Genomic DNA, 23,736 nt, shown 5'->3' with positions numbered 1-23,736 from the left:
GACGACGGCCGCCCTGCTCGCGAGAGCGGGGCGGCCGTCGAGGTCTGCCGGTCAGGAGTGGGCGACCAGGATCAGGCGGGCCAGTCCGACGGACCGGTCGACCCGGCGGCGTAGGTGTCGAGCGGCACCTGGTCGGCCTTCCAGGCCTCGATCACGGGGGCCACGATCGCCCAGCAACGCTCGGCCACGTCGCCACGGATCGACAGGGTCGGGTCGTCGTGGAAGATGCCGCTCAGCACCTCGCCGTAGGGCGTGAGCTCGGGCTTGCCCAGGGTGACCGACATCGTCGACTTCTCGAGGTCGAAGGGATTGCCCGAGCCGTTCGTCGTGACGCCGAGCTCCATCGTCTCGGGGCTGATCTCGATGCGCAGCGTGTCGGGCGTCGACGAGCCGTTGAGACCCTCCGGCAGCGCCGGGACCGGCTTGAAGGTGATGAGCACCTCTTTGCGGATCTTGGTCATGCCCTTGCCCGAACGCAGGATGAACGGCACGCCGGCCCAGCGACGGGTCTTGACCTCGAACTCGACCTCGGCGAGGGTCTCGGTCTGGCGCTCGTCGTCGACGCCGTCCTCGTCGGCGTAGGCGGGGACGTCCTTGCCGTCGATCGTGCCGGCCGCGTACTGGGCGCGACGGCTCGAGGCGACCGGGTCGGCGTCCTTGACCCAGGTCGCGCGCAGGACGCGGGCGATCTCGCTGCGCAGCTCGACCGAGTCGATGCTCGACGGAGCGTCCATCGCGATGACGGCGAGCACCTGCAGCAGGTGGCTCTGGATCATGTCGATCAGCGCGCCGGCCTTGTCGTAGTACTGGGCGCGACCCTCGAGGCCGAGGACCTCGTCGTAGAAGATCTCGACCTTCTCGATGTTCTCGCTGTTCCAGACCGGCTCGAAGAGGCGGTTGGCGAAGCGCAGGCCGATCATGTTGAGGACCGTCGCGCGACCGAGGAAGTGGTCGGTGCGGTGGATGCGCTCTTCGGGGACGATCTTGAGCAGTTCGGCGTTGAGCTCGCGAGCGCTCTCTTCGTCGGAGCCGAACGGCTTCTCGAGGGCGAGGCGCAGGCCGTCGGGCAGGTCGATCTCGGCGAGCGCCTGGATCACCTTGGTGCTGATCGCGGGCGGCAGGGCGAAGTACATCACCGGGGTGCCCTCGCTGGCCTCGAACAGGGCCTTCAGGTGCTCGACCGTGGTCGGGTCGCCCTGGATGTAGCGGCTGGACGCCAGCGTCTTCTTGGCGAGGTCGCTGCCGGCGTCGCCGTTGAAGGCGGTCTTGACGACGTCGTCCCATTCTTCGGGGCTGCGCTCGCTGCGGCCGGTGCCGATGAGCTGGACGTCGACGCCGCGGTCGCTCTTGAGCAGGCTCGCGAGGCCGGGGAGCAGCAGACGCTCGGTGAGGTCTCCGCTGGCTCCGAGGATGATGAGGGTGGTGGTGTCTGTCACAGTGCAGCTTTCATGGGAGGGCGACGATCGTGTCGTCGCTGGTCGATCAGGCGGCGGGGGTTCTCGGGGCCACGGGTGTCAACGCACAGGGGGGACGGGCATTCCCGTCGACCGCCCCGGCCGCGGAGGGCACGGGTCGCGTCTCGGCGCCGGTGCCCGGTCAACCGTACTGCTCCCCGGGGGTGAGCGCCGTATCGGGGTCAGCGGGCAGGGTCGGCGTCGCCGTCCTGCACGGTGTCGTGCGGGGCGGTGTCGCGGGGCGCGCTGTCGTCGTCGACCGGCCCCGTGCTGTCGGTGCCGCCCACCTGGCCGCCGGTGCCGTCGTCGTCGGCCGTGCGCGCCTCCTCGGCGGCGTCGTCCTCGGGGCGGGGCGCGGTGGTGTCGTCGGGGTCGAGCGCGGCGATGATGCGCCCGAGCGAGACGGCGATCGAGACGCCGCCGCTCGTGTCCGTGGTCGGGCGGTCGCGGTGGCGGTCGACGGCGTCCCAGAGGTCGGCGACGCGTCGCCGGGCGTCGGTGAACGCGTCGACGTCCTCGGCCCCGTGGCGCCGGATGACGGTGGCGACGCCGTGCACGGCGTGGGCGACGTCGGGCGCGAGGTCGTCGGGCATGCCGATCTGGCGGCCGATCCGGCGACCGAGGATGCCCGAGACCTCGGCGACGTCCTGGAGGTGGAACGAGACGCGCTCGTACGTGGCGAGATCCGCGTACTCCTGGCCGAGGTCGCGGCGGCGGAGCAACCACCGCGGGTTCATGCGACGGGACTCGTCCGCGTACGCGACGGTGTCGCGGACGCGGCGGAGGGTGCTCGGCAGGACGCCCACGCGACGCTCCCATTCGTCGTCCTCGAGGGGCCAGGGGGTCTCGAACACGCCGGCCACCTCGTCGGCCCGGTCGGCGAGCGAGTCCTTCACCCGGAGGAGGCGCTCCTCGGCGCGCGAGGCGTAGAGCGGCGGCACGAGCACCAGGTTGACCACGACGCCGACGACGACGCCGACCCCGATCTGCACGATGTAGCCGAGCGAGTAGGCCTCGGCGTTCGCGCCGCCGAGCAGCAGCACGAACAACCCGGCCGTGAGCACCCAGTCGCGACCGGCGCCGAGCCAGCGGATGCCCGCCACGAGCACGCCGACCCCGACGACGAGCGCCACCGCCAACACGCCGGGCTGACCGTCCTGCAGCGAGAAGACCGCCGTGGCGAGGGCGATGCCCACGATCACGCCGACCAGCACCTGGAACCCCTGACGCAGCGAGCTCTTGATGGTCGGGTACATCGCGATCACGGCCCCGAGCGGCGCGTAGTACGGGTAGTCGGCGGCGACGCCGGGCACCTGCGGCGCGATCCAGTAGGCGAGGGCCGCGGCGAGCGCGGTCTTCACGGCGAGGAGGAGGCGCGGTTGGGCCAGCAGGACGCGGGTCCAGTGGGTCGCGGTGTGGGCGTCGCGACGCAGGGCGGCCCGTCGATCGGGCGAGGTGGCCCGTCGATCGGGCGAGGTGGCCCGTCGATCGGTCGGGGTGGGGCGTCGATCGGGCATGCCCCGATGATGACAGGCCGTGGGACGCGAGGGACGGGCCAGGGGGTGCGACGCTCGATCGGAGCGACGTACACTGGTCGAACACCTGTTCGAACGACCCGGCCGGGGGTTCTGCAGCCCGAGGTACCGACCATGAGCTTCACCCACCTGCGCGTCGCTTCGGCGTTCAGTGCCCACCACGGCACGGCGCACCCGAAGGCGCTCGTCGACGCCGCCGTCGCGGCGGGTGCCGACGCGGCGGCGATCACCGACCGGGACGGGCTGTACGGGGCGATCCGTCACGTCGGGGCCTGCCGGACGGCGGGCGTCGACCCGATCGTCGGGGTCGAGCTGGGCTGCCGGGACGACCGTGAGGGGTTCACGGGCGACGGGGATCTCGACGGAGGCGGTGGCGGGGCCGGCGGGGTGGACCGCATCGTGGTGCTGGCGCACGGGGCACGGGGCGGCGGGCCGGCGAAGGCGGGGTGGGCGGCGCTGTGCCGTCTGATCAGCGCGTCGCACGGCCGGGCCACCCGTCGCGCCAGCGGCAGCGCCAACAGCGTGGCGACCATCGCCCGGTCCCGGGTGCGGGGCTTCGTCCAGGGCGAGACCGAGCCGGCGGCGACCGTGCTGCTGGGGCCCGACTCCGACGTGGGTCGGCTGGTCCAGGCGGGGCGACGCGGCGAGGCCGCTGCGTCACTCGCCGACTGGGCGGCGACGCTGCCGGGCGGCGTGGTGGTCGAGGTGGTCTGCCATCTGACCGAGCCGGGCGAGAGCCGCAGCATCCGGCACGCGGCACGCATGCTCGAGCTCGCGGACCACGTCGGGGTGCCGGCCGTGCTCACCAACGCCGTGCGGTACCTCGATCCCGACGAGGCCGTCACGGCCGACGTGCTCGACTCGGCCGGCCACCTGGCCGCGCTCGGCTCGTTCCGGCCGCAGCCGAACGCCCAGGCGTACCTCAAGGGCCCGGCCGACATGCGCCGGCTGGCCCGTCTGGTGAGCGACGCCTCGTCGTTGCCCCGCAGCGCCGGCGACGAGATGCTCGCCGCGACCGAGCGCCTGGCCGACCGGTGCCGGCTCGACCCCGTCGCCGACCTCGGCTGGGGCCGCCCGAAGGTGCCCGAGCTCAGCGCGATCGGCGTCGACGGCGACCCCGACCAGGCGCTGTTCCGGCAGGCCCAGGCCGGTGTCACCGAACGTTTCGGCGACGCCGACCGGGCCCTGCGCGACAAGGTCGAGGACCGCATGCGCTACGAACTCGGCATCATCACCGGGTTCGGCTTCGCCGGGTACTTCCTCACCGTGGCCGACGTCTCGGCGCTGATGCGCGACCTGCGGGTGCGCAACGCGGCGCGGGGTTCCGGTGCCGGCAGCCTCGTCACCTACCTGCTGCGCATCTCGAACGTCGACCCGATCGAGCACGACCTGCTGTTCGAACGGTTCCTCGGCAACAAGCGCGAGACCCTGCCCGACATCGACATCGACGTCGAGGCGGCCCGGCGGCACGAGGTCTACCGGGCGATCTTCGACCGGTACGGCAGCAACCGGGTCACGCTCATGTCGATGCAGTCCACCTACCGAGGGCGCGGTGCTGTGCGCGACGCCGGTCTCGCACTGGGGCTCGACGACGAGCAGATCGACCTCGTGGCCAAGAACGTCTGGCGGTCGAACGCCCGCGACCTGCGCACCGCGATGGCTGAGAAACCCGAACTGCGCGAGATCGCCGAACTGGCCCGCAGCAACGACCAGATCGACCTGCTCGTCGACCTCAGCGAACGGCTCGACCGTCTGCCCCGGCACATCTCGATGCACCCGTGCGGGGTGATCCTCGGCGACTCCGACCTGCTCAGCACGACCCCCGTCCAGCCGAGCGGCATCGGCCTGCCGATGAGCCAGTTCGACAAATACGACATGAACGACGCCGGCCTGCTCAAGCTCGACGTCCTCGGCGTCCGCATGCAGAGCTCGCTCGCCTACGCCCTCGACGAGATCGAGCGCGTCAACGGCCCGCGTGCCGCCCTGGCCGGCGCCCTGCCGGTCGACGTGCCCTACGTGAACCGTCAGGGCCGCATCGAGCTCGACGAGATCCCCCACGACGACGAACCCACCTTCGAGGCGATCCGCACCACGCACACCCTCGGCATGTTCCAGATCGAGAGCCCAGGGCAGCGCGAGCTGATCGGCAAGATGCAGCCCGACCGCTACGAAGACCTGATCGCCGACATCTCGCTGTTCCGTCCCGGCCCGATGAAGGGCAACATGATCGCGCCGTTCCTCGACACCAAGCACGGGTTCCAGCAGCCCGACTACCTGCACCCGAGCTTCGCGTCGTTCCTCGACGACAGCTACGGGGTGGTCATCTACCACGAGCACGTGCTGCGCATCCTCGAGGCGACGATGCAGGTGTCGCTCGCCGAGGCCGACGAGATCCGGAGGCACATGGGCAAGGGCGACGACGACGCGCTCGAGGCCACCTTCCGCGAGCGCACTCGGGGCAACCTCGACCCCGCGACCGGGCGACGACGCTTCGACGACGCCGCGGTCGACCGGATCTGGGCCGCACTCAAGGGCTTCGGGTCGTTCGGCTTCTGCAAGGCGCACGGGGCCGCGTTCGCCCTGCCGACCTACCAGAGCGCCTGGCTGAAGACCCACTACCCGGCCGAGTTCCTGGCCGGCGTCCTCACCCACGACCCCGGCATGTACCCGAAACGGCTGCTGCTGACCGAGGCGCGACGCATGGGCGTCCCCGTGCTGCCGCTCGACGTCAACGCCTCGACCGACGTCTACCGGGTCGAGCGCCTCCGACCGCCGGCGACCCCGATCGCGCCGACCCGGGTGGGCGACCTCGGGCTGCGGCTGTCGCTGGCCGACGTGCACGGCATCAGCGACGCCGAGCTGGCCCGGGTGGTCGTGAACCGCCCCTACGACTCGATCACCGACTTCTGGCAACGGGCGACGCCGTCCCGGTCGCTGTTCGAGCGCCTGGCGCAGGTCGGTGCACTCGACTCGGTCGCCGGTCCCGGCCGCACCCGCGGCGACGTCCTGGCCCGGGTGCGGGCGCTCACCGGCCGGTCGTCGCGCCCCAAGGCGACCGACGTCGAGAACCAGCTCGACTTCTCGATCGACGACTCCGACACGGTGCCGACCGGCACGCCCGACGTCGACGCCCGGCAGCGGGTCGCCGACGAGCTCGACATCCTGTCGATGGAGGTCAGCGAACACGTGATCGAGAGCTACCGGCCCATGCTCGACGACCTGGGCGTGGTGCGCGCCGCCGACCTGCGCGACCACTGGAACGGCACGACCGTGCTCGTGGCGGGCATCCGCATCGCGACCCAGACCCCGCCGATGCGCAGCGGCAAGCGCGTGGTCTTCATCAGCCTCGACGACGGGAGCGGCTGCTCCGACTCCACCTTCTTCGAAGAGGCGCAGGCCCGCGCCGGCTCCCTGCTGTTCGGCACGCAGCTGATGGTGATCCAGGGGCGCACGCGTCGCACCGGCGAGCGCGGCATCTCGCTCGAGGCCGAGAACGCGTGGGACCTCAAGGCGATGTGGCGGGACTGGAACGCGACCCGCGCCTCCTCGTCCCTGGCCGTCGGCAATTCCTGACCCCTGTCGCCACCCCGCCCGCCGGGGCCGCCGATCACCCACGCGCGTCGCAGCGGCCAGGAATTGCCGACGCCCCGTGCGTAGGGTGGCGCCATGAGCGATCAGCAGGCCAAGGGAAGCTACGTCGAGCCGGGTCAGGAGTACACCCGCGACACCAACTACATCGAGGACCGCATCACACGCGACGCCGTCGACGGCTGGCCGGTCGAGGCCGGCCGCTACCGCCTCGTGGCCGCCCGGGCGTGCCCGTGGGCGAACCGCAGCGTCATCTCGCGACGCCTGCTCGGGCTCGAGGACGCGATCTCGCTCGGTCTGCCCGGCCCCACGCACGACGCCCGCAGCTGGACCTTCGACCTCGACCCCGACGGTCGCGACCCCGTGCTGGGCATCGAGCGCATGCAGGAGGCGTTCTTCGCCCGCACTCCCGACTACCCGCGCGGCATCACCGTGCCGGCGATCGTCGACGTGCCGAGCGGCAAGGTCGTCACGAACGACTTCCCGCAGATCACGCTCGACTTCGCGACCGAGTGGGCCGCCTTCCACCGCGAGGGCGCCCCCGACCTCTACCCCGAGGCCCTGCGCGGTGAGATCGACGAGGTGAACGCCGTGGTCTTCCGCGACGTCAACAACGGGGTCTACCGCGCCGGTTTCGCCGGGTCGCAGAAGAGCTACGAGCGGGCCTACCGCACCCTGTTCGAGCGCCTCGACTGGTTGTCCGAGCGGCTCGCCGGTCAGCGCTACCTGGTGGGCGACACCATCACCGAGGCCGACATCCGCCTGTTCACGACCCTCGCCCGGTTCGACGCGGTCTACCACGGCCACTTCAAGTGCAACCGGAACAAGCTGACCGAGATGCCGGTGCTCTGGGCCTACGCCCGCGACCTGTTCCAGACCCCCGGGTTCGGCGACACGATCGACTTCGACCAGATCAAGGCGCACTACTACGTCGTGCACTCCGACATCAATCCGACGGGCATCGTCCCGGTCGGGCCGGACGCCTCGGGGTGGCTCACCGAGCACGGTCGCGAGCAGCTCGGCGGCCGTCCGTTCGGCGACGGGACTCCCCCGGCACCGCCTCGCCCGGGCGAAGAGGTGCCGTCGCTCGTCGGGGCCTGAGGCGCCGCCTCGTGATCGACCCCTCCGACCGGTTGCGCGTCACGCGCGACGAGGCGCAGGCGCTGGCCGCGCGACTGCTCGGGGACATGGAGGCGGTGGCCGCGGCCCGCGAGGGAGCCAACGTCGACGACGAGCACGACCCCGAGGGGTCCACGATCGCGTACGAGCGGTCACAGCTCGACGCCGTCCGACGCTCGGCCCTCGACCGTGCCGGCGACGCCGAGGCCGCCCTGGCCCGGCTCGCCGACGGCACCTTCGGCCGCTGCGAGCGCTGCTCGGCCCGGATCGGCGAGGCCCGGCTCGAGGCGCGACCCACCGCCCGACTCTGCATCGACTGCGCGAGCTGACCCGCGCCTCCTGCCGGGACCGGCGCCTCCTGCCGGGACCCGCGCCTCCTGCCGTCGGGGCGCGTCCTGCGGCACGCGTCACGTCAGCCCCAGATCCGCGCGATCTGCTCGTCGAGGAAGGTCTCGAACCAGGCGTCGCGATCGACGACGACGTTGGTGAGGTGACCGAAGAGCTCGAAGCTGAGGTGACCGTAGAGGGAGGTCCAGGCAGTGATGCCCGAGGCCAGCACGCCGGGGGCGACCGATGCTCCCAGGCCCTGGGCGAGCTGCGCGAACTCGTCGGACAGGCCGGCCCGTACCGGCATCGCCCGCAGCGAGGCTCCGCTCGCCGCCGCGTCGTCGACCGCCCCGAGCAACAGCAGACCCACCGCGATCGCCGGTTCCACGGTGTCGACCGGGGCCGCGTACCCGGGGACGGGCGATCCGTAGAGCAGGGCGTAGCGGTGCGGGTCGGCGATCGCCCAGCGGCGGGTCGCGCGGGCCGTGGCACGGAACCGCTCCTGGTGGTCGGCGCGGTCGACCGCCTGTTCGGCCTTCCGGGCAGCGCCGGCGAGGTCGACGTAGGCGTCGGTGATGAGGCGGGTCAGCAGGGCGTCGCGGCTCGGGAAGTACCGGTAGATCGCCGACGAAGCCATGCCCAGGTCGCGGGCCACGGCTCGCACCGAGAGGGCGGCCGCGCCCACCTCGGCCAGCTGCCGGTGGGCGGAGGCGAGGGCGCGTTCGACGATCTCGATCCGTGCCCGCTCGCGGACGCCTCCGGTGGTCCGGGCGCCGTCGTCGTCCCCTGCGTTCGTGGTCATGCCCCGATCCTGTCCTCCGAGAGCACGGGACACAAACGAGAGCACCGCTCTTGCATGTCGAGCCGCCCGACCCTAGGGTCAGATCCGAGAGCACCGCTCTCGCTCATCACCCCAGGAGGACCCCATGCCCACCCATCTCGTCGTCGGAGCCGGAGCCATCGGCACCCCCCTCGTCCGCCGCCTCGCCGAGCGGGGCGACACCGTACGCGTCGCCACCCGCCGCGGCACGGTGATCTCCGGGGCCGCCCCGTTCACGCTCGACGCCAAGGACGCCGCCGCCCTGACGAGCGCGGCCCACGGTGCCGACACGATCGTCGTCTGCTCGAACCCGCCCTACCCCGCCTGGGGCGTCGAGTGGCCGGCCATCACCACGGCCCTGATCGAGACGGCCGCCACCACAGGGGCGGGCATCGTGCTGATGGGCAACCTCTACGGCCACGGGCCGGTGACCGAGCCGATGACCGAGCACACGCCCCTCGCCTCCGCCGAGGGGAAGGGCAGGGTGCGCGCCGACAGCTGGACGCGCCTCCTCGCCGCGGCCGACCGGGGCGTCCGGGCCGTCGAGGTGCGCGCGAGCGACTACTTCGGGCCGGGCGCCGGGCGGAACGCCCACCTCGGCAGCGACTTCTTCGGGCCGCTCGTCGCGGGTCGCACCGCCCACGCGGTCGGCGACGTGACCCAGCCGCACGCCTGGGCGTACCTGCCCGACGTCGTCTCGACCCTCGTGGCGGCGATCGACCGCGACGAGTGGGGTCGGGCCTGGCTCACACCGCACGCCACCCACGCCTCCCGGGTCGAGATCGCCGAGGAGGCGCGGCGCCGGTACGGCCTGACCGGTCGCGTCCGACCGTGGAATCCGCTGCTGTGGGCCGGCCTGACCCGCACGGTGCCGTTCCTCCGCGAGGTGCGGGCGATGCAGTACCAGTTCGATTCGCCCTTCGTCGTGGACTCGTCCGAGAGCGAACGCCTGCTCGGCATCGGACCGACCCCGTGGCCCGAGGCGTTGGACGCGACGATCACGGCCACCCGCGACGCGGTGCGTCGACCCTGAGGTCACAGCAGACCCCCACGCGGCGACCTTCCCCGCGGCCGCACGCCGCCGTACGCTGACAGCACCCCGGCGACGACGCCGCACGACGGCCGACTCGCCCCGATCGACGACGATTGGTGCTCCATGACGCTGACCGCGAGCCGTCCGCCCCGCGACGTCGGGCCGCAGCGCCGGGTGGTGCGCGACTCGTGGGACCGCGCCTCACGGCACCGGCTCGATCCCGACGGCCTGCCCCGGCTCGAGTTGCCCGAGGACGACCTCGACGACTGGCGCCGCGACCACCCGCTCGCACTCGCGCTCCCCGTCGTCCGCCGCCTCCTGGTCGACGACGTCGCGGGCTCGGGCCTGCTCGTGGCCGTCGGCGACGAGCACAGCCGCCTGCTCTGGGTCGAGGGCGACCCCGCGGCCCGCCGCCGGGCCGAGGACATGCTGTTCGTCGCCGGCGCCGGATGGTCGGAGGCGCGGGTCGGCACCTCGGCCCCGGGCACGGCCCTCGTGCTCGACCGGGGCGTGCAGATCCGCGGCGACGAACACTGGAACCACCGCGTGCGGGCCTGGAGCTGCACGGCCGTGCCGGTCCACGACCCCGTCGACGGGCACCTGATCGGCGTCGTCGACATCACGGGTGACGAGCGGGCGGCCGGCTCGCTGACGCTGCCCCTGGTCACGGCGACGGTCGCGGCCGTGGAGGCGCATCTCGCGCTCCTGGGGTTCGCCGCGGCCGGTCGCGCCCCGACCCGCACCCCGCGGCACCCGGCCCACCCGGCCCACCCGGTCCACCCGGTCCACCCTGGGCCCGACGCCCCCGCCGGCCTGACGACCCTCGGTCGGGACGAGGCGGTGCTCACGGTCGGGGAGGGCCGGATCGCGCTGGGTGCCCGGCACTCCGAGATCATGGCCCTGCTCGCCCACCGTCCTGCCGGCTACACGGCCCACGAGTTGGCCGACGCGGTCTACGGCGACGTCGACGCGGTCTCCACCCTTCGGCCCGAGATGGTCCGCCTCCGCCACGTCGTCGAGGCCCTCGACCCGACGTTGGTCCCGCTGTCGCGCCCGTACCGGTTGCCTCGCCCGGTGACGCTCGACCTCGACACGCTCGTCGGTCTCGTCGATCGTGGGGCCCACCGCGCGGCCGTGCGGGCCGACACCGGGCCGGCCCTTCCCTCGTCCACGGCACCCGGCGTCGCCGCGCTGCGGGCCGAGGTCGCCGCGACCGTCCGGGACGCGCTCCTGACGGGGGGCTCGATCGACACCCTGCTGTCGTACTCCGAGTCGACCGCGGGCCGCGACGACGTCCGCGTCCTGCTCGAGCTGTTGCGTCGTTTGCCTCCGGGATCGCCCCGACGGACGCACCTCGTCACGCACCTCGAGGCGCTCGAGAACGGGGACTGACGCGCCCTCGCGCCCCGCGCCTCCGGGACCACGCGACCCCGCGCCTCCGGACCCCCGCGACGCCGCGCCTCCGGAGTCCCGCGACCCCGGAACCCGGCGACCGCACCCGCCCGCTCGCGGGCCGTGACGCGCAACCCGATGCAACCTCCCCCGACGTAGCCTGCCGCCACCGGCGGGCGACCCCCGCCGCCGACCCGACACCGTCGTCGAAAGGGACCGTCATGACCGTCACCACTCCCCCGAACACCTACGCCGCGCCGGGACGGCCCGACGCGAAGGTGGCCTTCAAGCCCCGCTACGACCACTTCATCGGCGGCGAGTACGTCGCCCCGGCGAGCGGGCAGTACTTCGAGAACCCGAGCCCGGTGAACGGCAAGGTCTTCACCGAGGTCGCCCGGGGCAACGCCGCCGACGTCGACAAGGCGGTCGAGGCCGCCTGGCGCGCGTTCGACTCGTGGAAGAAGACGACGATCGCCCAGCGCGCGCTGATCCTCAACAGGATCGCCGACGTCATGGAGGCGAACCTCGAGATGCTCGCCGTCGCCGAGACCTGGGACAACGGCAAGCCCATCCGGGAGGCCCTCGCCGCCGACGTTCCGCTCGCGATCGACCACTTCCGCTACTTCGCCGGAGCCATCCGGGCACAAGAGGGTTCCACCGGCGAGATCGACGCCGACACCGTCGCCTACCACTTCCACGAGCCGCTCGGCGTGGTCGGGCAGATCATCCCGTGGAACTTCCCGCTGCTGATGGCCGTGTGGAAGCTCGCTCCCGCCCTCGCGGCCGGCAACTGCGTCGTCCTCAAGCCGGCCGAACAGACGCCCGCGTCGATCCACGTCTTCATGGACCTGATCAAGGACCTCCTGCCCGCCGGCGTCCTCAACATCGTCAACGGCTTCGGCGTCGAGGCCGGCGCGCCCCTGGCGAGCCACCCGAACATCCGCAAGATCGCGTTCACCGGCGAGACCACCACCGGGCGCCTCATCATGCAGATGGCGAGCGAGAACCTGATCCCGGTCACGCTCGAGCTCGGCGGCAAGAGCCCGAACGTCTTCTTCGCCGACGTCGCCGACGAACGCGACGACTTCTACGACAAGGCGCTCGAGGGCTTCGCGTTCTTCAACCTCAACTCGGGTGAGGTGTGCACCTGCCCGAGCCGGGCGCTCGTGCAGCAGTCGATCTACGACCAGTTCACCGCCGACGGCGTCGAGCGGGTGAAGAAGGTGAAGCAGGGCGACCCACTCTCGATGGACACGATGATCGGCGCCCAGGCGTCGAACGACCAGCTCGAGAAGATCCTCAGCTACATGGACATCGGCAAACAGGAAGGCGCGACGCTGCTGCTCGGCGGCGACCGTGCCGACCTGGGCGGCGACCTGACCGAGGGCTACTACGTCAACCCGACGATCTTCGAGGGCCGCAACTCGATGCGGATCTTCCAGGAGGAGATCTTCGGCCCCGTCCTGTCTCTGACGAGCTTCAGCGACTACGACGACGCCATCAAGATCGCCAACGACACCCTCTACGGCCTGGGCGCCGGAGTCTGGAGCCGTAACGGCGCCCAGCTGTACCGGGCCGGCCGCGACATCCAGGCCGGTCGCGTCTGGTCGAACACGTACCACCAGTACCCCGCCGGGGCGGCGTTCGGCGGCTACAAGCAGTCGGGCATCGGTCGCGAGAACCACAAGATGATGCTCGACCACTACCAGCAGACCAAGAACCTGCTGGTCAGCTACGCGGACGGTCCGATGGGCTTCTTCTGATGACGCGCGAGCAGACGGCCGCGGCGGCGCCGGCAGCGGCAGCAGCCGAGGAGGCGCGGGTCGGCGTGGTCACGCCGGCCCCCGCCTCCGGGGCGGTCGCCGCCACCCCCTCCCGGGTCGACGTCTCACCCGAGGCAGCGACCTTCCTCGTGTCCCTGACGGCGCAGCACGGCCCGCTGATGTTCCACCAGTCGGGTGGTTGCTGCGACGGCTCGTCGCCCATGTGCTACCCCGTCGGGTTCTTCCGGGTGGGGGCCGTCGACGTCCACCTCGGCGACCTGCACGTCGACGGGATCGACCCGATCGAGGTCTACATGTCGCGCAGCCAGTTCGAGTACTGGAAGTACACGCACCTCACGATCGACGTCGTGCCGGGTCGCGGGGCCGGGTTCTCGGTCGAGAGCCCCGAAGGGAAGCGCTTCCTGATCCGGTCGCGGATGCTCACCGACGAGGAGCTGCGGGCGTTCGGACTCGACGAGGCCGTGGCCAGGGCCGGGGCCGTCACACCGGCTTGATCGGGCGACCGCCCGAGGGGTCAGTCGGTCGGCGGGTGGGGCAGGGCGTAGACGCCGTGCCCCACCCGTTCGACCACTCCCTGTCGGGCCAGGACGCTCAGCGTGGACAGCACGCTGCTGCGCCGGTAGTCGGGCAGGGCGGCGACGATCTCGGTGGTGCGCCGGGCGCCGTCCCGCAGCACCTCGGGCACGCGGTCGGCCAAGGAGTCGCCGACGGGCGCGGCCGCCGGGGCGACGTCCGTCGGGTCGCCGGCCCGCGCCTCCTGGTCGTACTCGGCTCGGGCCTGGTCGAGGCCCTCGGCCGAGACGCGGGTGGTCGCCCCGTCGGCGCCGGAGGCGTGCGCGTAGGGCGCGAGGGTGAGCGACCGGCCGACGCGGGCGTACACGGCCGACGCGCTGGTGCCCTGGTGCTCGGCGATCTCGGGGTACGACGCGCCGCCGAGCAGCAACACCGCCTCGCCCTCGAGGCCGAGCCACTGGCCGAGGCTCGCGATCTCCCAGCCGGCGGCCGTGACGGCCGAGCCCCAGACCTCGATGTCGTCGGCGTGGTCGGTGGTGAGCGTCTTCAGGTCGTCGAGCAGGTCGAGCAGGCGTTCGCGGGCGTCGTCGACGATCTCGGCCGTGAACTGCGGCGGGCGGCGAAGTTTGATCGGTCGTGACATTTGTGAAAGACTATCCAAGTTGCCTTCGTGGCACCACGACGTCGTCCGGCAGTCCGGGCGTCACATCCCCCACTTTTTTGGAGTTTCCATGGCTTTCGCAATCGTGCGCGCCGGTGGCCGTCAGGAGAAGGTCGAGGTCGGCACGATCCTGACCGTCGACCGCCTCAAGGCCGCGACCGCCGACACCGTCTCGTTCGTCCCCGTCTTGCACGTCGACGGCGACACCATCCTGTCGGGCGACGACCTGGCCAAGGTCACGGTCGAGGGCGAGGTCCTGAACGACCTGCGCGGCCCGAAGATCGTCATCCAGAACTACAAGAACAAGACCGGTTACAAGCGTCGCATGGGCTTCCGTGCCGACCTGACCCGCGTCAAGATCACCTCGATCAACTGAACCAGGGGCTGAGAACACATGGCACACAAAAAGGGCGCATCGTCCACCCGCAACGGTCGTGACTCGAACGCACAGCGCCTCGGCGTGAAGCGCTTCGGCGGCCAGGTCGTCCTCGCCGGCGAGATCATCGTCCGCCAGCGCGGCACCCACTTCCACCCCGGCGTCAACGTCGGCCGCGGCGGCGACGACACCCTCTTCGCCCTCGCCCCCGGCTCGGTCGAGTTCGGCAACAAGGGCGGCCGCAAGGTCGTCAACATCGTCGCCTCCGCGACGGCCGTCGCCTAGGCGACACCACACGCGTCATCCGCCTCGGGGCGGTCGGGCCCAGGCCCGGCCGCCCCGAGGCTTTTCGGTACCCGCTGTACCCCTCGTCCAGGAGGCACCGGGCGAGGGCGCGTAGACGGGAACGATGAAGGCACTCACGTACCAGTCCGTCACCAACGTCTCCGTCGAGGACGTCCCCGATCCCACGATCATCGATCCGAGCGACGCGGTCATCAAGGTCACGTCGGCCGCGATCTGCGGAAGCGACCTGCACCTCTACGACGCCCTGGGCGCGTTCCTCGACAAGGGCGACGTGCTCGGCCACGAGACCATGGGCGTCGTCACCCAGGTCGGTTCCGAGGTCAGCCGCATCAAGGTCGGCGACCGCGTCGTCGTCCCCTTCGTCATCGCCTGCGGCCACTGCTTCATGTGCGACCGCGGACTCTTCTCGCAGTGCGAGACCACGCAGGTCACCGAGTACGACTCGGGCGCCACGCTCTACGGTTTCAGCAAGCTCTACGGCCAGGTCCCCGGTGGCCAGGCCGAGCAGCTGCGCATCGCCCGTGCCGACGCCAACCTCGTCACGGTCGGCGCCGACCTGCCCGACGAGCGCTACCTCTTCCTCAGCGACATCCTTCCGACCGCGTGGCAGGGCGTCGAGTACGCCCAGGTTCCCGAGGGTGGCACCCTGGTCGTCCTGGGCCTCGGCCCGGTCGGCCAGTTCGCGTCGCGCATCGGCAAGTACCGCGGCTACCGCGTCATCGGCATCGACCCGGTGCCCGAGCGTCGTGCCATGGCCGAGCGCCACGGCGTCGAGGTCCTCGACCTGACGAAGGACGTCGCCGACGTCGTCAAGCGCATGACCGACGACCGAGGCCCCGACTCCGTGGTCGACGCCGTCGGCATGGAGGCCCACGAGCACGCCGGCATCGGCCTCGTACAGAAGTTCGCGGCCGCCCTGCCCGACACGATCGGCCAGGCCGTCATGCAGAAGGCCGGCATCGACAGCCTCGGCGCCATGCACCTCGCCTTCGAGATCGTCCGCCGCGGCGGCACCGTCTCGCTCAGCGGGGTCTACGGCGGCACCGCCGACCCCACGCCCTTCCTCACGCTGTTCGACAAGCAGATCACCATCAAGATGGGCCAGTGCAACGTCCAGAAGTGGATGGACACGCTGATGCCGCTCGTCGAGGACCCCACCGACCCGCTCGGCACCGAGGACCTCGTCACCCACCCGGTGCCGCTCTCCGAGGCCGCGGCCATGTACGACGTCTTCAAGAACAAGGAGGACGGCTGCATCAAGGTCGTCCTCAAGCCCTGACGCCTCGGACCGTTCGCTGCGCCGACGACGCGACCCCCGCCTCCTGGGGGTCGCGTCGTCCCGTGTGCCGGGCTAGCGTCGTCGCTCGGGAATGCGGCCTGTTCGACGACCGTTCACCGAAACGCGCGCGCACGTTCACCCCACTCATGGCAAACGGGTGATGGACTGGTGACGAATCAACAACGAGGGTCTCGTCCCGAGCCCGCGTCGGCGACATCGATTGAGAGAACCATGGATCTCCGGACGGCCGAACACCCCAGGCCGAACCACTTCATCCTGCACCTCAGCGACACGCACCTCGTCGGCGGTGACCGCGACCTCTACGGCGCAGTCGACAGCGAGGCCCGGCTCCGTCAGATCATGGACGAGATCGAGGCGTCCGACGGGCGGCCCGAGGCCATCGTCTTCACGGGCGACCTCGCCGACAAGGGCGAGCCCGACGCCTACCGCAAGCTCCGCGCCCTGATCGAGCCCGTCGCCGAGCGACTCGGCGCCCAGGTCATCTGGGCCATGGGCAACCACGACGACCGCAGCGCGTTCCGGTCCGAGCTCTTCGGGCAACTGCCCTCGCAGCGACCCGTCGACCTCGTGTACGACGTCAACGGCCTGCGCGTCATCACCCTCGACACGACCGTGCCGGGCCACCACTTCGGCCGACTGTCCGGTGACCAGCTCGACTGGCTGGCCGAAGAGCTCTCGACCGACGCCCCCGACGGCACCATCATCGCCATGCACCACCCGCCGGTCCCGAGCGTTCAAGACCTCACGGCGCTCGTCGAGCTGCGCGACCAGGCGGCCCTGGCCGAGGTGATCGAGGGCAGCGACGTCCGGTCCATCATCGCCGGACACCTGCACTACTCGACCAACGCCACCTTCGCGGGCGTGCCCGTGTCGGTCGCGTCGGCCACTTGCTACACACAAGACCTCAACGTCGCCGGCGGCGGCACCCGGGGCCGCGACGGTGCCCAGGCGTTCAACCTGGTGCACGTCTACGAGGGCACGGTCGTGCACTCGGTCGTGCCGATCGGCACCTACGAGACCGTCGGCGAGTACGTCCCGGCCGACGTGGTGGCCGAACGGCTCGCCGTCGCGGGCGTGCGCATCGCCCCGGCAGCCCCCCGCCACCGGGCGACCGACACGGCCCCGGTGCCCGTCGTGCCGCGCGACCTGACGCTGACGGGGCCGATCGACACGCTCTGACCGAGCGGGCCCGCCCGCCATCACCCCGCCCGCGCGGGCCTAGTGGGTCTCGCCTGCCGGCCAGGTCCCGCCCGCCGTGGCTGATCCCGCCCACCGTCGGCAATTCCGGCCTGCTGCGCCGCGCGACCGTCTGCGCCGCCCGACCGGGCCCGTCGTGCGGCAGGCAGCAGGAGTTGCCGACGAGGGACGTGGCCCCGGGACGGGAGACAGGCGGTGCCGACCCGGACGCCGGCGACGGGTCGGGTCAGCTGGGGGTGCGCGTCCGAGCCTCGGCCACCATCGCCGAGCGCAGCCGCCGCAGGTACCCGTCGCGGAGCACGTGCCGGAGGCGCGGGGGCAGATGCGGGACGACGGCAGCCGTGACGCGCATCACCCGGTCGTAGCGACGCTGGGCGCCGGTCGACCACGGCAGCCCGAAGTCGTCGCGGACGCTGCTCGGCAACGACCCCGCGGTGACGAGCCGGGCGAGCGGCATCGCCGCTCTCAGCCACCACGGTCCCGTCGTCGGGTGCAACAGCTCGTGCGCGACCCGACGCGTGACGTCGTCCACGACGAGATGATCGACGGCGTCGTCCCAGTACCGCCGGAACGATGCCACGTCGGCCGGCCACAGCTCGCGTGGCATCTGCAGCGACGTGCCCACGAGGGCGTAGTCCTGGTAGACGGTCTCGGCGTGGGCCGGGTCGATCGGCCCGTGCACCCGCTCGAACAGCTGCACGGCCGAGTCGTAGAGGGTCGCCGCCACCCAGAGCTGCAGCCCGGGGTCGAACGCGTCGTACCGCACCGACGACGACTTTCCGTCGTGCACCGGACGGTGCGCCCGCCCGACGACACGGCGGACGTGGGCCACCTCGGACGGGGTGCCGAAGACGATGGCGTAGAGATACGTCATGGTGCCGTGCAGCCGCGACAACGGACGCTCGACGAAGTCGCTGTGCTCGGCGACACCGTGCCCCACCCCGGGGTTCGCCAGTTGCAGCAGGATGGCCCTGCCCCCACCCGCCAACAGCAGCGACTCGCCCGCCATGTCGGAGATCCGCCGCACGTCCGAGCCGTGAAGGGTCCAGGGCAGTCGCATGTCGTCAGCCTACGGCGGGCCGTCGGTAGGGTGCTGACATGGCCACCCCAGACTTCGTCCTGTCCCTGCGCGAGAAGATCGGCACGGCACCGCTGTGGCTGGCCGGCGTGACCGCGGTGGTCGTCCGCGGCGACGAGACGCTGCTGGTCCGCCGATCCGACACCGGTGCCTGGACGCCGGTGACGGGCATCGTCGACCCGGGCGAGCATCCTGCCGACGCCGCCGTCCGCGAGACCCTCGAGGAAGCCGACCTGCACGTCGTCCCCGAGCGGCTGGCGTCGATCGGGGTGACCGACGAGGTCGTCTACCCGAACGGTGACCGCGCGCAGTACCTCGACCACACCTTCGTCATGCGCTACGTCTCGGGCGACCCCTCCCCCGCGGACGGCGAGAACACCGAGGCCCGGTGGTTCCGGCTGGACGACCTGCCCACGATGGGTGCCGACATGCTCGCGCGTCTCGACGCAGCCCTCTCAGGGGAGCAAGCGGCCCGCTTCGGCACCTCGGAGGCCTGACGGACCGCACGAACCGTTCCGACTCCACGACGACGACGCCCTGCGGGCACCCCGCCCCCGGGTCGCACGGGCTTCGCCCGTGGGCGAGACCGGCGTCAGTCCGATCCTTCGAGCCCCCGGTGCGACGACGATCCCGTCGCCTCACCCGACTGAGCCGCCTCGGCACCGAGTGCCCGTCGGTCCTGCTCGGCGTTCTCGAGGGCGATGCGCTGCATCTCGTCCTTCTCCCACGGTGCGGGGAACGGGTAATAGCGCTCGAGGAAGTCCGTGACCGTGGCGGTCCGTTCTTCGTCGGTGACCTCGGGGAAGCTGCCGTCGTTGAGGCAGAAGAAGTCGAACGCACGTTTCTTCAGCACCTCGGACAACGACGCCAGCCCCGACACCATCGTGGTGTCGATGTAGCTGACCTTCGCGTTCTCCTGCACGATCGCGCGGCCCGTCATCAGCGAGTAGTAGTGGTATAGCGAGTTGGTGACCGAGATGTTCTCCTTCGCTCGGAAGGGGCTGCCGGCCGTGGCGGCGAACTCGTCGGCGAACTCGTGCTCCATCTCGAACAGGACGCTGCGGCGCAGCGGTGCGGCGGTGTGCTCGAGATGGCGGGTGAGGACGCGCCCGAAGCGCTGCTGCAGGAGGCGCCGGTTGACCCGCGCGGCGTTCTCGAACCCGCTGCGGTCGATGTTGTTGTGCCCGAGCCCGATGCGCGTGTCGGCCTCGATGAACTTCGTGACGGATCCCGGTGAGAAGAACATGCTCGGCGCGACGGGTCGCCCGAAGAACATGTCGTCGTTCGAGTAGAGGAAGTGCTCGCTGAGCCCCTCGATGTGGTGCAGCTGCGACTCGACGGCCTGCGAGTTGTGCGTCGGCAGCATCGAGAGGTCGCTGAAGAACTCTTCGCTGCGCACGACGCGCACACGGGGGTGCTCGCCCAACCACTCGGGCACGGGCGAGTCGGTCGCGATGTAGATGTTGCGGACCCACGGCGCGAACATGTAGACCGACCGCAGGGCGTACTTGAGCTCGTCGATCTGGCGGAACCGGGCCGCCGAGTCGTCACCCTCGCCGACCACGTGGCGCTTGGCCTGCGCGGCGCGGGCACGCTGGTACTCGATCGAGTTGCCGTCGACCCACGAGAAGACGATGTCGATGTCGAAGGTGATGTCGGTGGCGTGGTCGTCGAACATGTGCTCGAGGGTGGGCCACTCGATGCCGTACCGTTCGACGGTCTCTTCGACGGCCTCGGCACGAGGGAGTTCGGTGCGCATCAGCGCGTTCTCGGTCGGGGCGAGGATCTCGTCGTCGGTGATGATCCAGAACTCGACCTGCACGGCGGTGCCCGCACCGTAGCGGAGGCGGCCGATGGGTTCGACCCGGGGCCGGTAGACGCGGAAGACGCGCTCGGTCTCGAGCTCGAGCCCACCCTCGACGACCAGGGACGCCTGACCCTTGCGGGGCTTGGCGTAGAAGGGCTCGGTGGCCGAGGCCGCGATCATGGCGGCGGTGAAGCGGTCGCGGTGCACCGTGTCGACGGCGATCACGGGGCGGACGTCGTTGCCGCGTACGAGCAGGAAGGGCACCTGGGCGGCGTCGAGCACCCGACGGATGTAGAGGAGGTCCTCGATCATCGACTGCTGGGGCGTGAGGTGACCGTTCAGGAGCGTGAACTGCCCCTTGCGGACCACGACGTCCTCTCGGTCGAGACCACCGGCTCGGTGACGAGGGGTCAGCAGAGGACTCTCGGACGTGCCGACCATCTCTGACGTACCGGGGATCTCCGTGGCCATGCAGACTCAACCTTCCGTGCGGGCCTCGGGCGGGCGGACGCACCCTCGGCATTTTACGGGGTCGGAGGCACCCCGGAGGATCCGCTGCCCCTGACGGTCAGCGGCGCCCCCGGACCGGGGCGGACTTCGTGGTCGTCGCGGCCTCGGTCGGCACCTTCACGAGCACCCCGACCGCGATCATGAGCGCGGCGGCGACGAACTGCAGGCCCTGCCAGAGCTCGGGCTGGACGGGCACCACGAACACCGGGTTCCAGAGGACGGCCACGGCGGCGAGCAAGGGCAGCGCCCACCAGAGCCGCCCCCGGTAGGCGAACACGAGGACGATCAGGGCGAAGATCGACACGACGTACCGGAACACGGTGAAGACGTCGGAGTCGAGCAACGCGGTCCCCGCGAGGAGCGCGATGGCCGCGATCAAGCCGGGCGCCAGGGCCGGACGCGTGAACGCGGGGGCAGTGGGGGTGGGCACCGCCTACTCGATGTCGTAGGCGACGTCGAGCACGCTGATCGGACGGCTCATCGGAGGCTCGTCGCGCAGGCGCTCGAGGGCGGGCTGCAACTCGCCCAGCCAGGCCTGGTAGCCGGCGTCGGTGAGGTGGACGTGGTCGGCTGCGAACTCGGGTCGCAGGGCGTCGCCCGACTCGTCGGCGAGTGCGGGCCAGAGGTCGAGCCACTGCGCCCGGACGGTCGACGAGAACTGGCGGAGGTGCCGGTTGGCGTCCTTCAGGCGGGGTGCGAACTCCGCCCCCCGCGGCGCGATCGACTGCAGCAGCAGTCGCGTCCCGGGCAGTTCACGACGCATCGCCACCATGAGGTTCTCGATGCCGCGGACCACTTGTTCGACCGAGCGTCGCGCGGTGAAGTCGTTGGTGCCGATCATGAGCACGACGGAGTCGGGGTTCGCTGCCACGACGTCGTGGAGCCGTTCCGTCAGGCCGGCGACCGTGTCGCCCCCGACGCCCAGGTTGACGACCTGCTCGTCGGGCAACCACGCCGCCCAGTCGCCGTTCTCGGTCAAGCTGTCGCCGACGAAGGCGACGGTCTCTCGGTGTGTCATCACGACCTCCTGGTGGTCTGCTGAAGTGCCCCCATCGTGCCATCACCCGCTGGGAGCCGCGAACCGGCGCGCGCCGCAGCCCGGTCCTCACTGTCGGAAGCGTCGCGGCCTCTTCGACCACACGCGGTCGAGCGCGTGGCGGACGTGCGGCAGCAGCACGACGAACGACGACACGACGACGAGCACCCCGAAGAGGACCCCGAGCCACAACGGCACCGGCGACATGGCCTCGTCGCCCGCCGGGTACAGCGGCCCGGGCGACGACGCCAGGACGAGGAGGCGCGGGTCGGTCACGCCACGGCCGTCGCGTCGGTCGCGGCCCCGGCCGCGGCACCGGCCACCCGGCCACCGGTCGCCCGGGCGGCCGCCTCCCGCTCGGCCGTCGCCGTGATGCGCCGCAGCATGCCCGAGAAGATGACGCCGTGGAACGGCAGGATCGCGAACCAGTAGAGGCGCCCGCCGAGCCCCTGCGGGAAGAACACCGCGCGCTGGCGGTAGTGGGAACCACCGTCGGGACGCGGCTCGACCGTGAGTTCCAGCCACGCGCCTCCGGGGACCTTCATCTCGGCCCGGAGCCGCAGCAGGTGGCCGCGCTCGAGCTTCTCGACCCGCCACCAGTCGAGGGCGTCGCCGACCCGCAGGGTGGTCGCACTGCGACGGCCTCGCCGGAGGCCCACTCCCCCGACCAGTCGGTCCATCCAGCCGCGGGCCGACCACGCCAGCGGGAACGAGTACCACCCGTTCTCGCCGCCGATGCTCTCGAGCACCTTCCAGAGCTCGGCGGCCGGAGCAGAGGTGTCCGTCTGCCGGTCGTCGGTGTAGACGATGTGCCCGGACCAGTCGGGATCGCTCGGCAGCAGGTCGCTCGGTGCGCCGGCGACCGACGAGTCCTGCCAGCTGGTCTCGACGTCGCCGTCCTGTTCACGCTGCAGGGCGAGGCGGACGGCGCGACGGTAGGGCAGCAACCCCTCGGCGGGCGGGGGCACGACGGTGTCGATGTCGTGCTCGCGGACGACGCAGTCGTACTGCAGCGACGCGATGATCGGGACGGCGAGGGCGCGGGGCACGGGCGTGACGAGGTTGACCCACTGCGAGGCGAGCCACGGCGTGAAGACGGGAAGGGACGCGATCGGCCGCTGCTTGAGGCCGGCCTCGAGGGCGTACCCGTTCATCATCTGCCCGTAGCGGAGCACGTCGGGGCCGCCGATGTCGAAGGTGCGGTTGACGTCGTCGGGCACGTCGGCCGCGCCGAGCAAGTAGTGGAGCACGTCACGGACGGCGATCGGCTGGATGAAGTTGCGGACCCACTTCGGTGCCGGCATGTAGGGCAGGACGTCCGTCAGGTGGCGCACCATCTCGAACGAGGCGCTGCCCGAGCCGATGACGACGCCGGCCTGCAGGGCGACGGTCGGGACGCCGCTCGCGAGCAACACGTCGCCGACGTCCTTGCGCGACTGCAGGTGCTTGGACAGGTCGCCCTCGGGGTGCAGTCCGCCGAGGTAGACGATGCGCCGGACGCCCGCGTCGCGCGCGGCGTCGGCGACGGTGTGCGCCGCATCGGCCTCGGCGCGCTCGAAGTCGCCCTTGCCACCCATCGCGTGGGCGAGGTAGTAGACGACGTCGACGCCCTCCATGGCGGGACGCACCGTCTCGGGGTCGGTCAGGTCGCCCTGGACGACCTCGACGTCGCCGGACCAGGGCACGTCGCGCAGCTTCTCGGGCGAACGCACGAGCACCCGCACGTCCGCCCCGGCGGCCACGAGGCGCGGCGTCAACCGCCCGCCGATGTACCCGGTCGCCCCGGTCACCAGCACCCGGCGGGAGGCCACGGCGTGTTCGGTGTCGCTGGTGACGGGGGTGCTCGACGGCACGCCGTCGGGAGTGTTCGCAGACATGGGCCCAAGCTACGCTGGACCCC

The 23,736-nt window shown here is 71.5% G+C and carries 22 protein-coding genes; 12 read left to right on the top strand and 10 right to left on the bottom strand.

Annotated elements, in window-relative coordinates; all coding sequences use genetic code 11:
- Nucleotides 1-71: 71 nt before the first annotated feature.
- Both SZ60_RS11790 and SZ60_RS11785 read right to left on the bottom strand, forming a co-directional pair.
- Entirely contained in the window at nt 72-1,436 is a 1,365-nt protein-coding gene (locus SZ60_RS11790) for a glucose-6-phosphate dehydrogenase (protein WP_043596156.1), read from the bottom strand.
- A 200-nt stretch (nt 1,437-1,636) separates the two neighbouring features.
- On the bottom strand, nt 1,637-2,971 hold the full coding sequence (locus tag SZ60_RS11785; protein WP_052505361.1) for an aromatic acid exporter family protein: 1,335 nt from the start codon (nt 2,969-2,971) through the stop codon (nt 1,637-1,639).
- Nucleotides 2,972-3,103: 132 nt separating this feature from the next.
- On the opposite strand from SZ60_RS11785, the gene SZ60_RS11780 reads away from it, so the two are divergent.
- From SZ60_RS11780 to SZ60_RS11770, 3 genes are all read left to right on the top strand, one after another.
- The gene (locus SZ60_RS11780) at nt 3,104-6,562 is read left to right on the top strand and encodes a DNA polymerase III subunit alpha (protein WP_043596154.1); all 3,459 of its coding nucleotides are present in this window, start codon (nt 3,104-3,106) and stop codon (nt 6,560-6,562) included.
- Between the two features lie 93 nt (nt 6,563-6,655).
- Nucleotides 6,656-7,678, top strand: coding sequence for a glutathione S-transferase family protein (locus tag SZ60_RS11775; protein WP_043596153.1), 1,023 nt, complete (start codon nt 6,656-6,658; stop codon nt 7,676-7,678).
- 11 nt (nt 7,679-7,689) lie between these two features.
- Complete coding sequence (locus SZ60_RS11770; RefSeq protein WP_052505360.1) at nt 7,690-8,025, top strand: TraR/DksA C4-type zinc finger protein; 336 nt, start codon at nt 7,690-7,692, stop codon at nt 8,023-8,025.
- A gap of 83 nt (nt 8,026-8,108) precedes the next feature.
- Here SZ60_RS11770 and SZ60_RS11765 read toward each other — a convergent pair whose 3' ends face one another.
- On the bottom strand, nt 8,109-8,825 hold the full coding sequence (locus SZ60_RS11765) for a TetR/AcrR family transcriptional regulator (RefSeq protein ID WP_043596151.1): 717 nt from the start codon (nt 8,823-8,825) through the stop codon (nt 8,109-8,111).
- A gap of 124 nt (nt 8,826-8,949) precedes the next feature.
- Here SZ60_RS11765 and SZ60_RS11760 point away from each other — a divergent pair, with 124 nt between their 5' ends.
- The 4 genes from SZ60_RS11760 (at nt 8,950) to SZ60_RS11745 (ending at nt 13,546) form a co-directional block, all read left to right on the top strand.
- Nucleotides 8,950-9,876 carry an NAD-dependent epimerase/dehydratase family protein gene (locus SZ60_RS11760; RefSeq protein WP_043596150.1) on the top strand — a complete coding sequence of 309 codons (927 nt, stop codon included), beginning with the start codon at nt 8,950-8,952 and terminating at the stop codon, nt 9,874-9,876.
- 123 nt (nt 9,877-9,999) lie between these two features.
- Nucleotides 10,000-11,268 (top strand): GAF domain-containing protein, encoded by a 1,269-nt coding sequence (locus SZ60_RS11755; protein ID WP_052505359.1) that lies wholly within the window; start codon nt 10,000-10,002, stop codon nt 11,266-11,268.
- Nucleotides 11,269-11,489: 221 nt separating this feature from the next.
- Complete coding sequence (locus SZ60_RS11750) at nt 11,490-13,031, top strand: aldehyde dehydrogenase family protein (RefSeq protein ID WP_043596147.1); 1,542 nt, start codon at nt 11,490-11,492, stop codon at nt 13,029-13,031.
- Nucleotides 13,032-13,096: 65 nt separating this feature from the next.
- Entirely contained in the window at nt 13,097-13,546 is a 450-nt protein-coding gene (locus SZ60_RS11745) for a DUF779 domain-containing protein (RefSeq protein WP_043596202.1), read from the top strand.
- A 20-nt stretch (nt 13,547-13,566) separates the two neighbouring features.
- Here the strand turns inward: SZ60_RS11745 and SZ60_RS11740 are convergent, their stop codons facing one another.
- A complete protein-coding gene (locus tag SZ60_RS11740; RefSeq protein WP_043596146.1) occupies nt 13,567-14,208 on the bottom strand; it encodes a hypothetical protein in 642 nt (213 codons plus the stop codon).
- An 88-nt stretch (nt 14,209-14,296) separates the two neighbouring features.
- Here SZ60_RS11740 and rplU point away from each other — a divergent pair, with 88 nt between their 5' ends.
- The 4 genes from rplU (at nt 14,297) to SZ60_RS11720 (ending at nt 17,387) form a co-directional block, all read left to right on the top strand.
- The gene (rplU, locus tag SZ60_RS11735; RefSeq protein ID WP_043596144.1) at nt 14,297-14,602 is read left to right on the top strand and encodes a 50S ribosomal protein L21; all 306 of its coding nucleotides are present in this window, start codon (nt 14,297-14,299) and stop codon (nt 14,600-14,602) included.
- An 18-nt stretch (nt 14,603-14,620) separates the two neighbouring features.
- Entirely contained in the window at nt 14,621-14,887 is a 267-nt protein-coding gene (gene rpmA, locus SZ60_RS11730; RefSeq protein WP_043596143.1) for a 50S ribosomal protein L27, read from the top strand.
- Between the two features lie 124 nt (nt 14,888-15,011).
- A complete protein-coding gene (locus SZ60_RS11725) occupies nt 15,012-16,187 on the top strand; it encodes a Zn-dependent alcohol dehydrogenase (RefSeq protein WP_043596141.1) in 1,176 nt (391 codons plus the stop codon).
- A gap of 231 nt (nt 16,188-16,418) precedes the next feature.
- Nucleotides 16,419-17,387, top strand: a complete 969-nt coding sequence (locus SZ60_RS11720; RefSeq protein ID WP_043596140.1) for a phosphodiesterase — start codon at nt 16,419-16,421, stop codon at nt 17,385-17,387.
- Between the two features lie 244 nt (nt 17,388-17,631).
- Here the strand turns inward: SZ60_RS11720 and SZ60_RS11715 are convergent, their stop codons facing one another.
- Nucleotides 17,632-18,465 (bottom strand): oxygenase MpaB family protein, encoded by an 834-nt coding sequence (locus SZ60_RS11715; RefSeq protein ID WP_043596138.1) that lies wholly within the window; start codon nt 18,463-18,465, stop codon nt 17,632-17,634.
- Nucleotides 18,466-18,503: 38 nt separating this feature from the next.
- On the opposite strand from SZ60_RS11715, the gene SZ60_RS11710 reads away from it, so the two are divergent.
- Nucleotides 18,504-18,980 carry an NUDIX domain-containing protein gene (locus tag SZ60_RS11710; RefSeq protein ID WP_043596136.1) on the top strand — a complete coding sequence of 159 codons (477 nt, stop codon included), beginning with the start codon at nt 18,504-18,506 and terminating at the stop codon, nt 18,978-18,980.
- Nucleotides 18,981-19,075: 95 nt separating this feature from the next.
- Here the strand turns inward: SZ60_RS11710 and SZ60_RS11705 are convergent, their stop codons facing one another.
- From SZ60_RS11705 to SZ60_RS11685, 5 genes are all read right to left on the bottom strand, one after another.
- The gene (locus SZ60_RS11705) at nt 19,076-20,731 is read right to left on the bottom strand and encodes a stealth family protein (protein WP_231567141.1); all 1,656 of its coding nucleotides are present in this window, start codon (nt 20,729-20,731) and stop codon (nt 19,076-19,078) included.
- A gap of 127 nt (nt 20,732-20,858) precedes the next feature.
- Nucleotides 20,859-21,230, bottom strand: a complete 372-nt coding sequence (locus tag SZ60_RS11700) for a DUF6804 family protein (RefSeq protein ID WP_043596134.1) — start codon at nt 21,228-21,230, stop codon at nt 20,859-20,861.
- A gap of 3 nt (nt 21,231-21,233) precedes the next feature.
- Nucleotides 21,234-21,818, bottom strand: coding sequence for a GDSL-type esterase/lipase family protein (locus tag SZ60_RS11695; protein WP_043596132.1), 585 nt, complete (start codon nt 21,816-21,818; stop codon nt 21,234-21,236).
- A gap of 87 nt (nt 21,819-21,905) precedes the next feature.
- A complete protein-coding gene (locus tag SZ60_RS11690; RefSeq protein WP_043596131.1) occupies nt 21,906-22,112 on the bottom strand; it encodes a hypothetical protein in 207 nt (68 codons plus the stop codon).
- Nucleotides 22,109-23,713 carry an SDR family oxidoreductase gene (locus SZ60_RS11685; RefSeq protein ID WP_082060096.1) on the bottom strand — a complete coding sequence of 535 codons (1,605 nt, stop codon included), beginning with the start codon at nt 23,711-23,713 and terminating at the stop codon, nt 22,109-22,111. The genes SZ60_RS11690 and SZ60_RS11685 overlap by 4 nt, the downstream gene beginning before the upstream one ends.
- Nucleotides 23,714-23,736: the final 23 nt, after the last annotated feature.

The sequence above is a fragment of the Frigoribacterium sp. MEB024 genome (assembly GCF_000878135.1).
Classification (GTDB): Bacteria; Actinomycetota; Actinomycetes; order Actinomycetales; family Microbacteriaceae; genus Frigoribacterium.
Note: the sequence above shows the minus strand (reverse complement) of the source record. Positions and strands in the feature narration are given on the sequence as shown.

Bases quoted from the DNA above. Each gene is read 5' to 3' on its own strand.
- SZ60_RS11785 (WP_052505361.1), bottom strand. From the start codon at position 2,971: ATGCCCGATCGACGCCCCACCCCGACCGATCGACGGGCCACCTCGCCC.
- SZ60_RS11780 (WP_043596154.1), top strand. From the start codon at position 3,104: ATGAGCTTCACCCACCTGCGCGTCGCTTCGGCGTTCAGTGCCCACCAC.
- SZ60_RS11775 (WP_043596153.1), top strand. From the start codon at position 6,656: ATGAGCGATCAGCAGGCCAAGGGAAGCTACGTCGAGCCGGGTCAGGAG.
- SZ60_RS11765 (WP_043596151.1), bottom strand. From the start codon at position 8,825: ATGACCACGAACGCAGGGGACGACGACGGCGCCCGGACCACCGGAGGC.
- SZ60_RS11760 (WP_043596150.1), top strand. From the start codon at position 8,950: ATGCCCACCCATCTCGTCGTCGGAGCCGGAGCCATCGGCACCCCCCTC.
- SZ60_RS11755 (WP_052505359.1), top strand. From the start codon at position 10,000: ATGACGCTGACCGCGAGCCGTCCGCCCCGCGACGTCGGGCCGCAGCGC.
- SZ60_RS11750 (WP_043596147.1), top strand. From the start codon at position 11,490: ATGACCGTCACCACTCCCCCGAACACCTACGCCGCGCCGGGACGGCCC.
- SZ60_RS11740 (WP_043596146.1), bottom strand. From the start codon at position 14,208: ATGTCACGACCGATCAAACTTCGCCGCCCGCCGCAGTTCACGGCCGAG.
- rplU (WP_043596144.1), top strand. From the start codon at position 14,297: ATGGCTTTCGCAATCGTGCGCGCCGGTGGCCGTCAGGAGAAGGTCGAG.
- rpmA (WP_043596143.1), top strand. From the start codon at position 14,621: ATGGCACACAAAAAGGGCGCATCGTCCACCCGCAACGGTCGTGACTCG.
- SZ60_RS11725 (WP_043596141.1), top strand. From the start codon at position 15,012: ATGAAGGCACTCACGTACCAGTCCGTCACCAACGTCTCCGTCGAGGAC.
- SZ60_RS11720 (WP_043596140.1), top strand. From the start codon at position 16,419: ATGGATCTCCGGACGGCCGAACACCCCAGGCCGAACCACTTCATCCTG.
- SZ60_RS11715 (WP_043596138.1), bottom strand. From the start codon at position 18,465: ATGCGACTGCCCTGGACCCTTCACGGCTCGGACGTGCGGCGGATCTCC.
- SZ60_RS11710 (WP_043596136.1), top strand. From the start codon at position 18,504: ATGGCCACCCCAGACTTCGTCCTGTCCCTGCGCGAGAAGATCGGCACG.
- SZ60_RS11705 (WP_231567141.1), bottom strand. From the start codon at position 20,731: ATGGTCGGCACGTCCGAGAGTCCTCTGCTGACCCCTCGTCACCGAGCC.
- SZ60_RS11695 (WP_043596132.1), bottom strand. From the start codon at position 21,818: ATGACACACCGAGAGACCGTCGCCTTCGTCGGCGACAGCTTGACCGAG.
- SZ60_RS11685 (WP_082060096.1), bottom strand. From the start codon at position 23,713: ATGTCTGCGAACACTCCCGACGGCGTGCCGTCGAGCACCCCCGTCACC.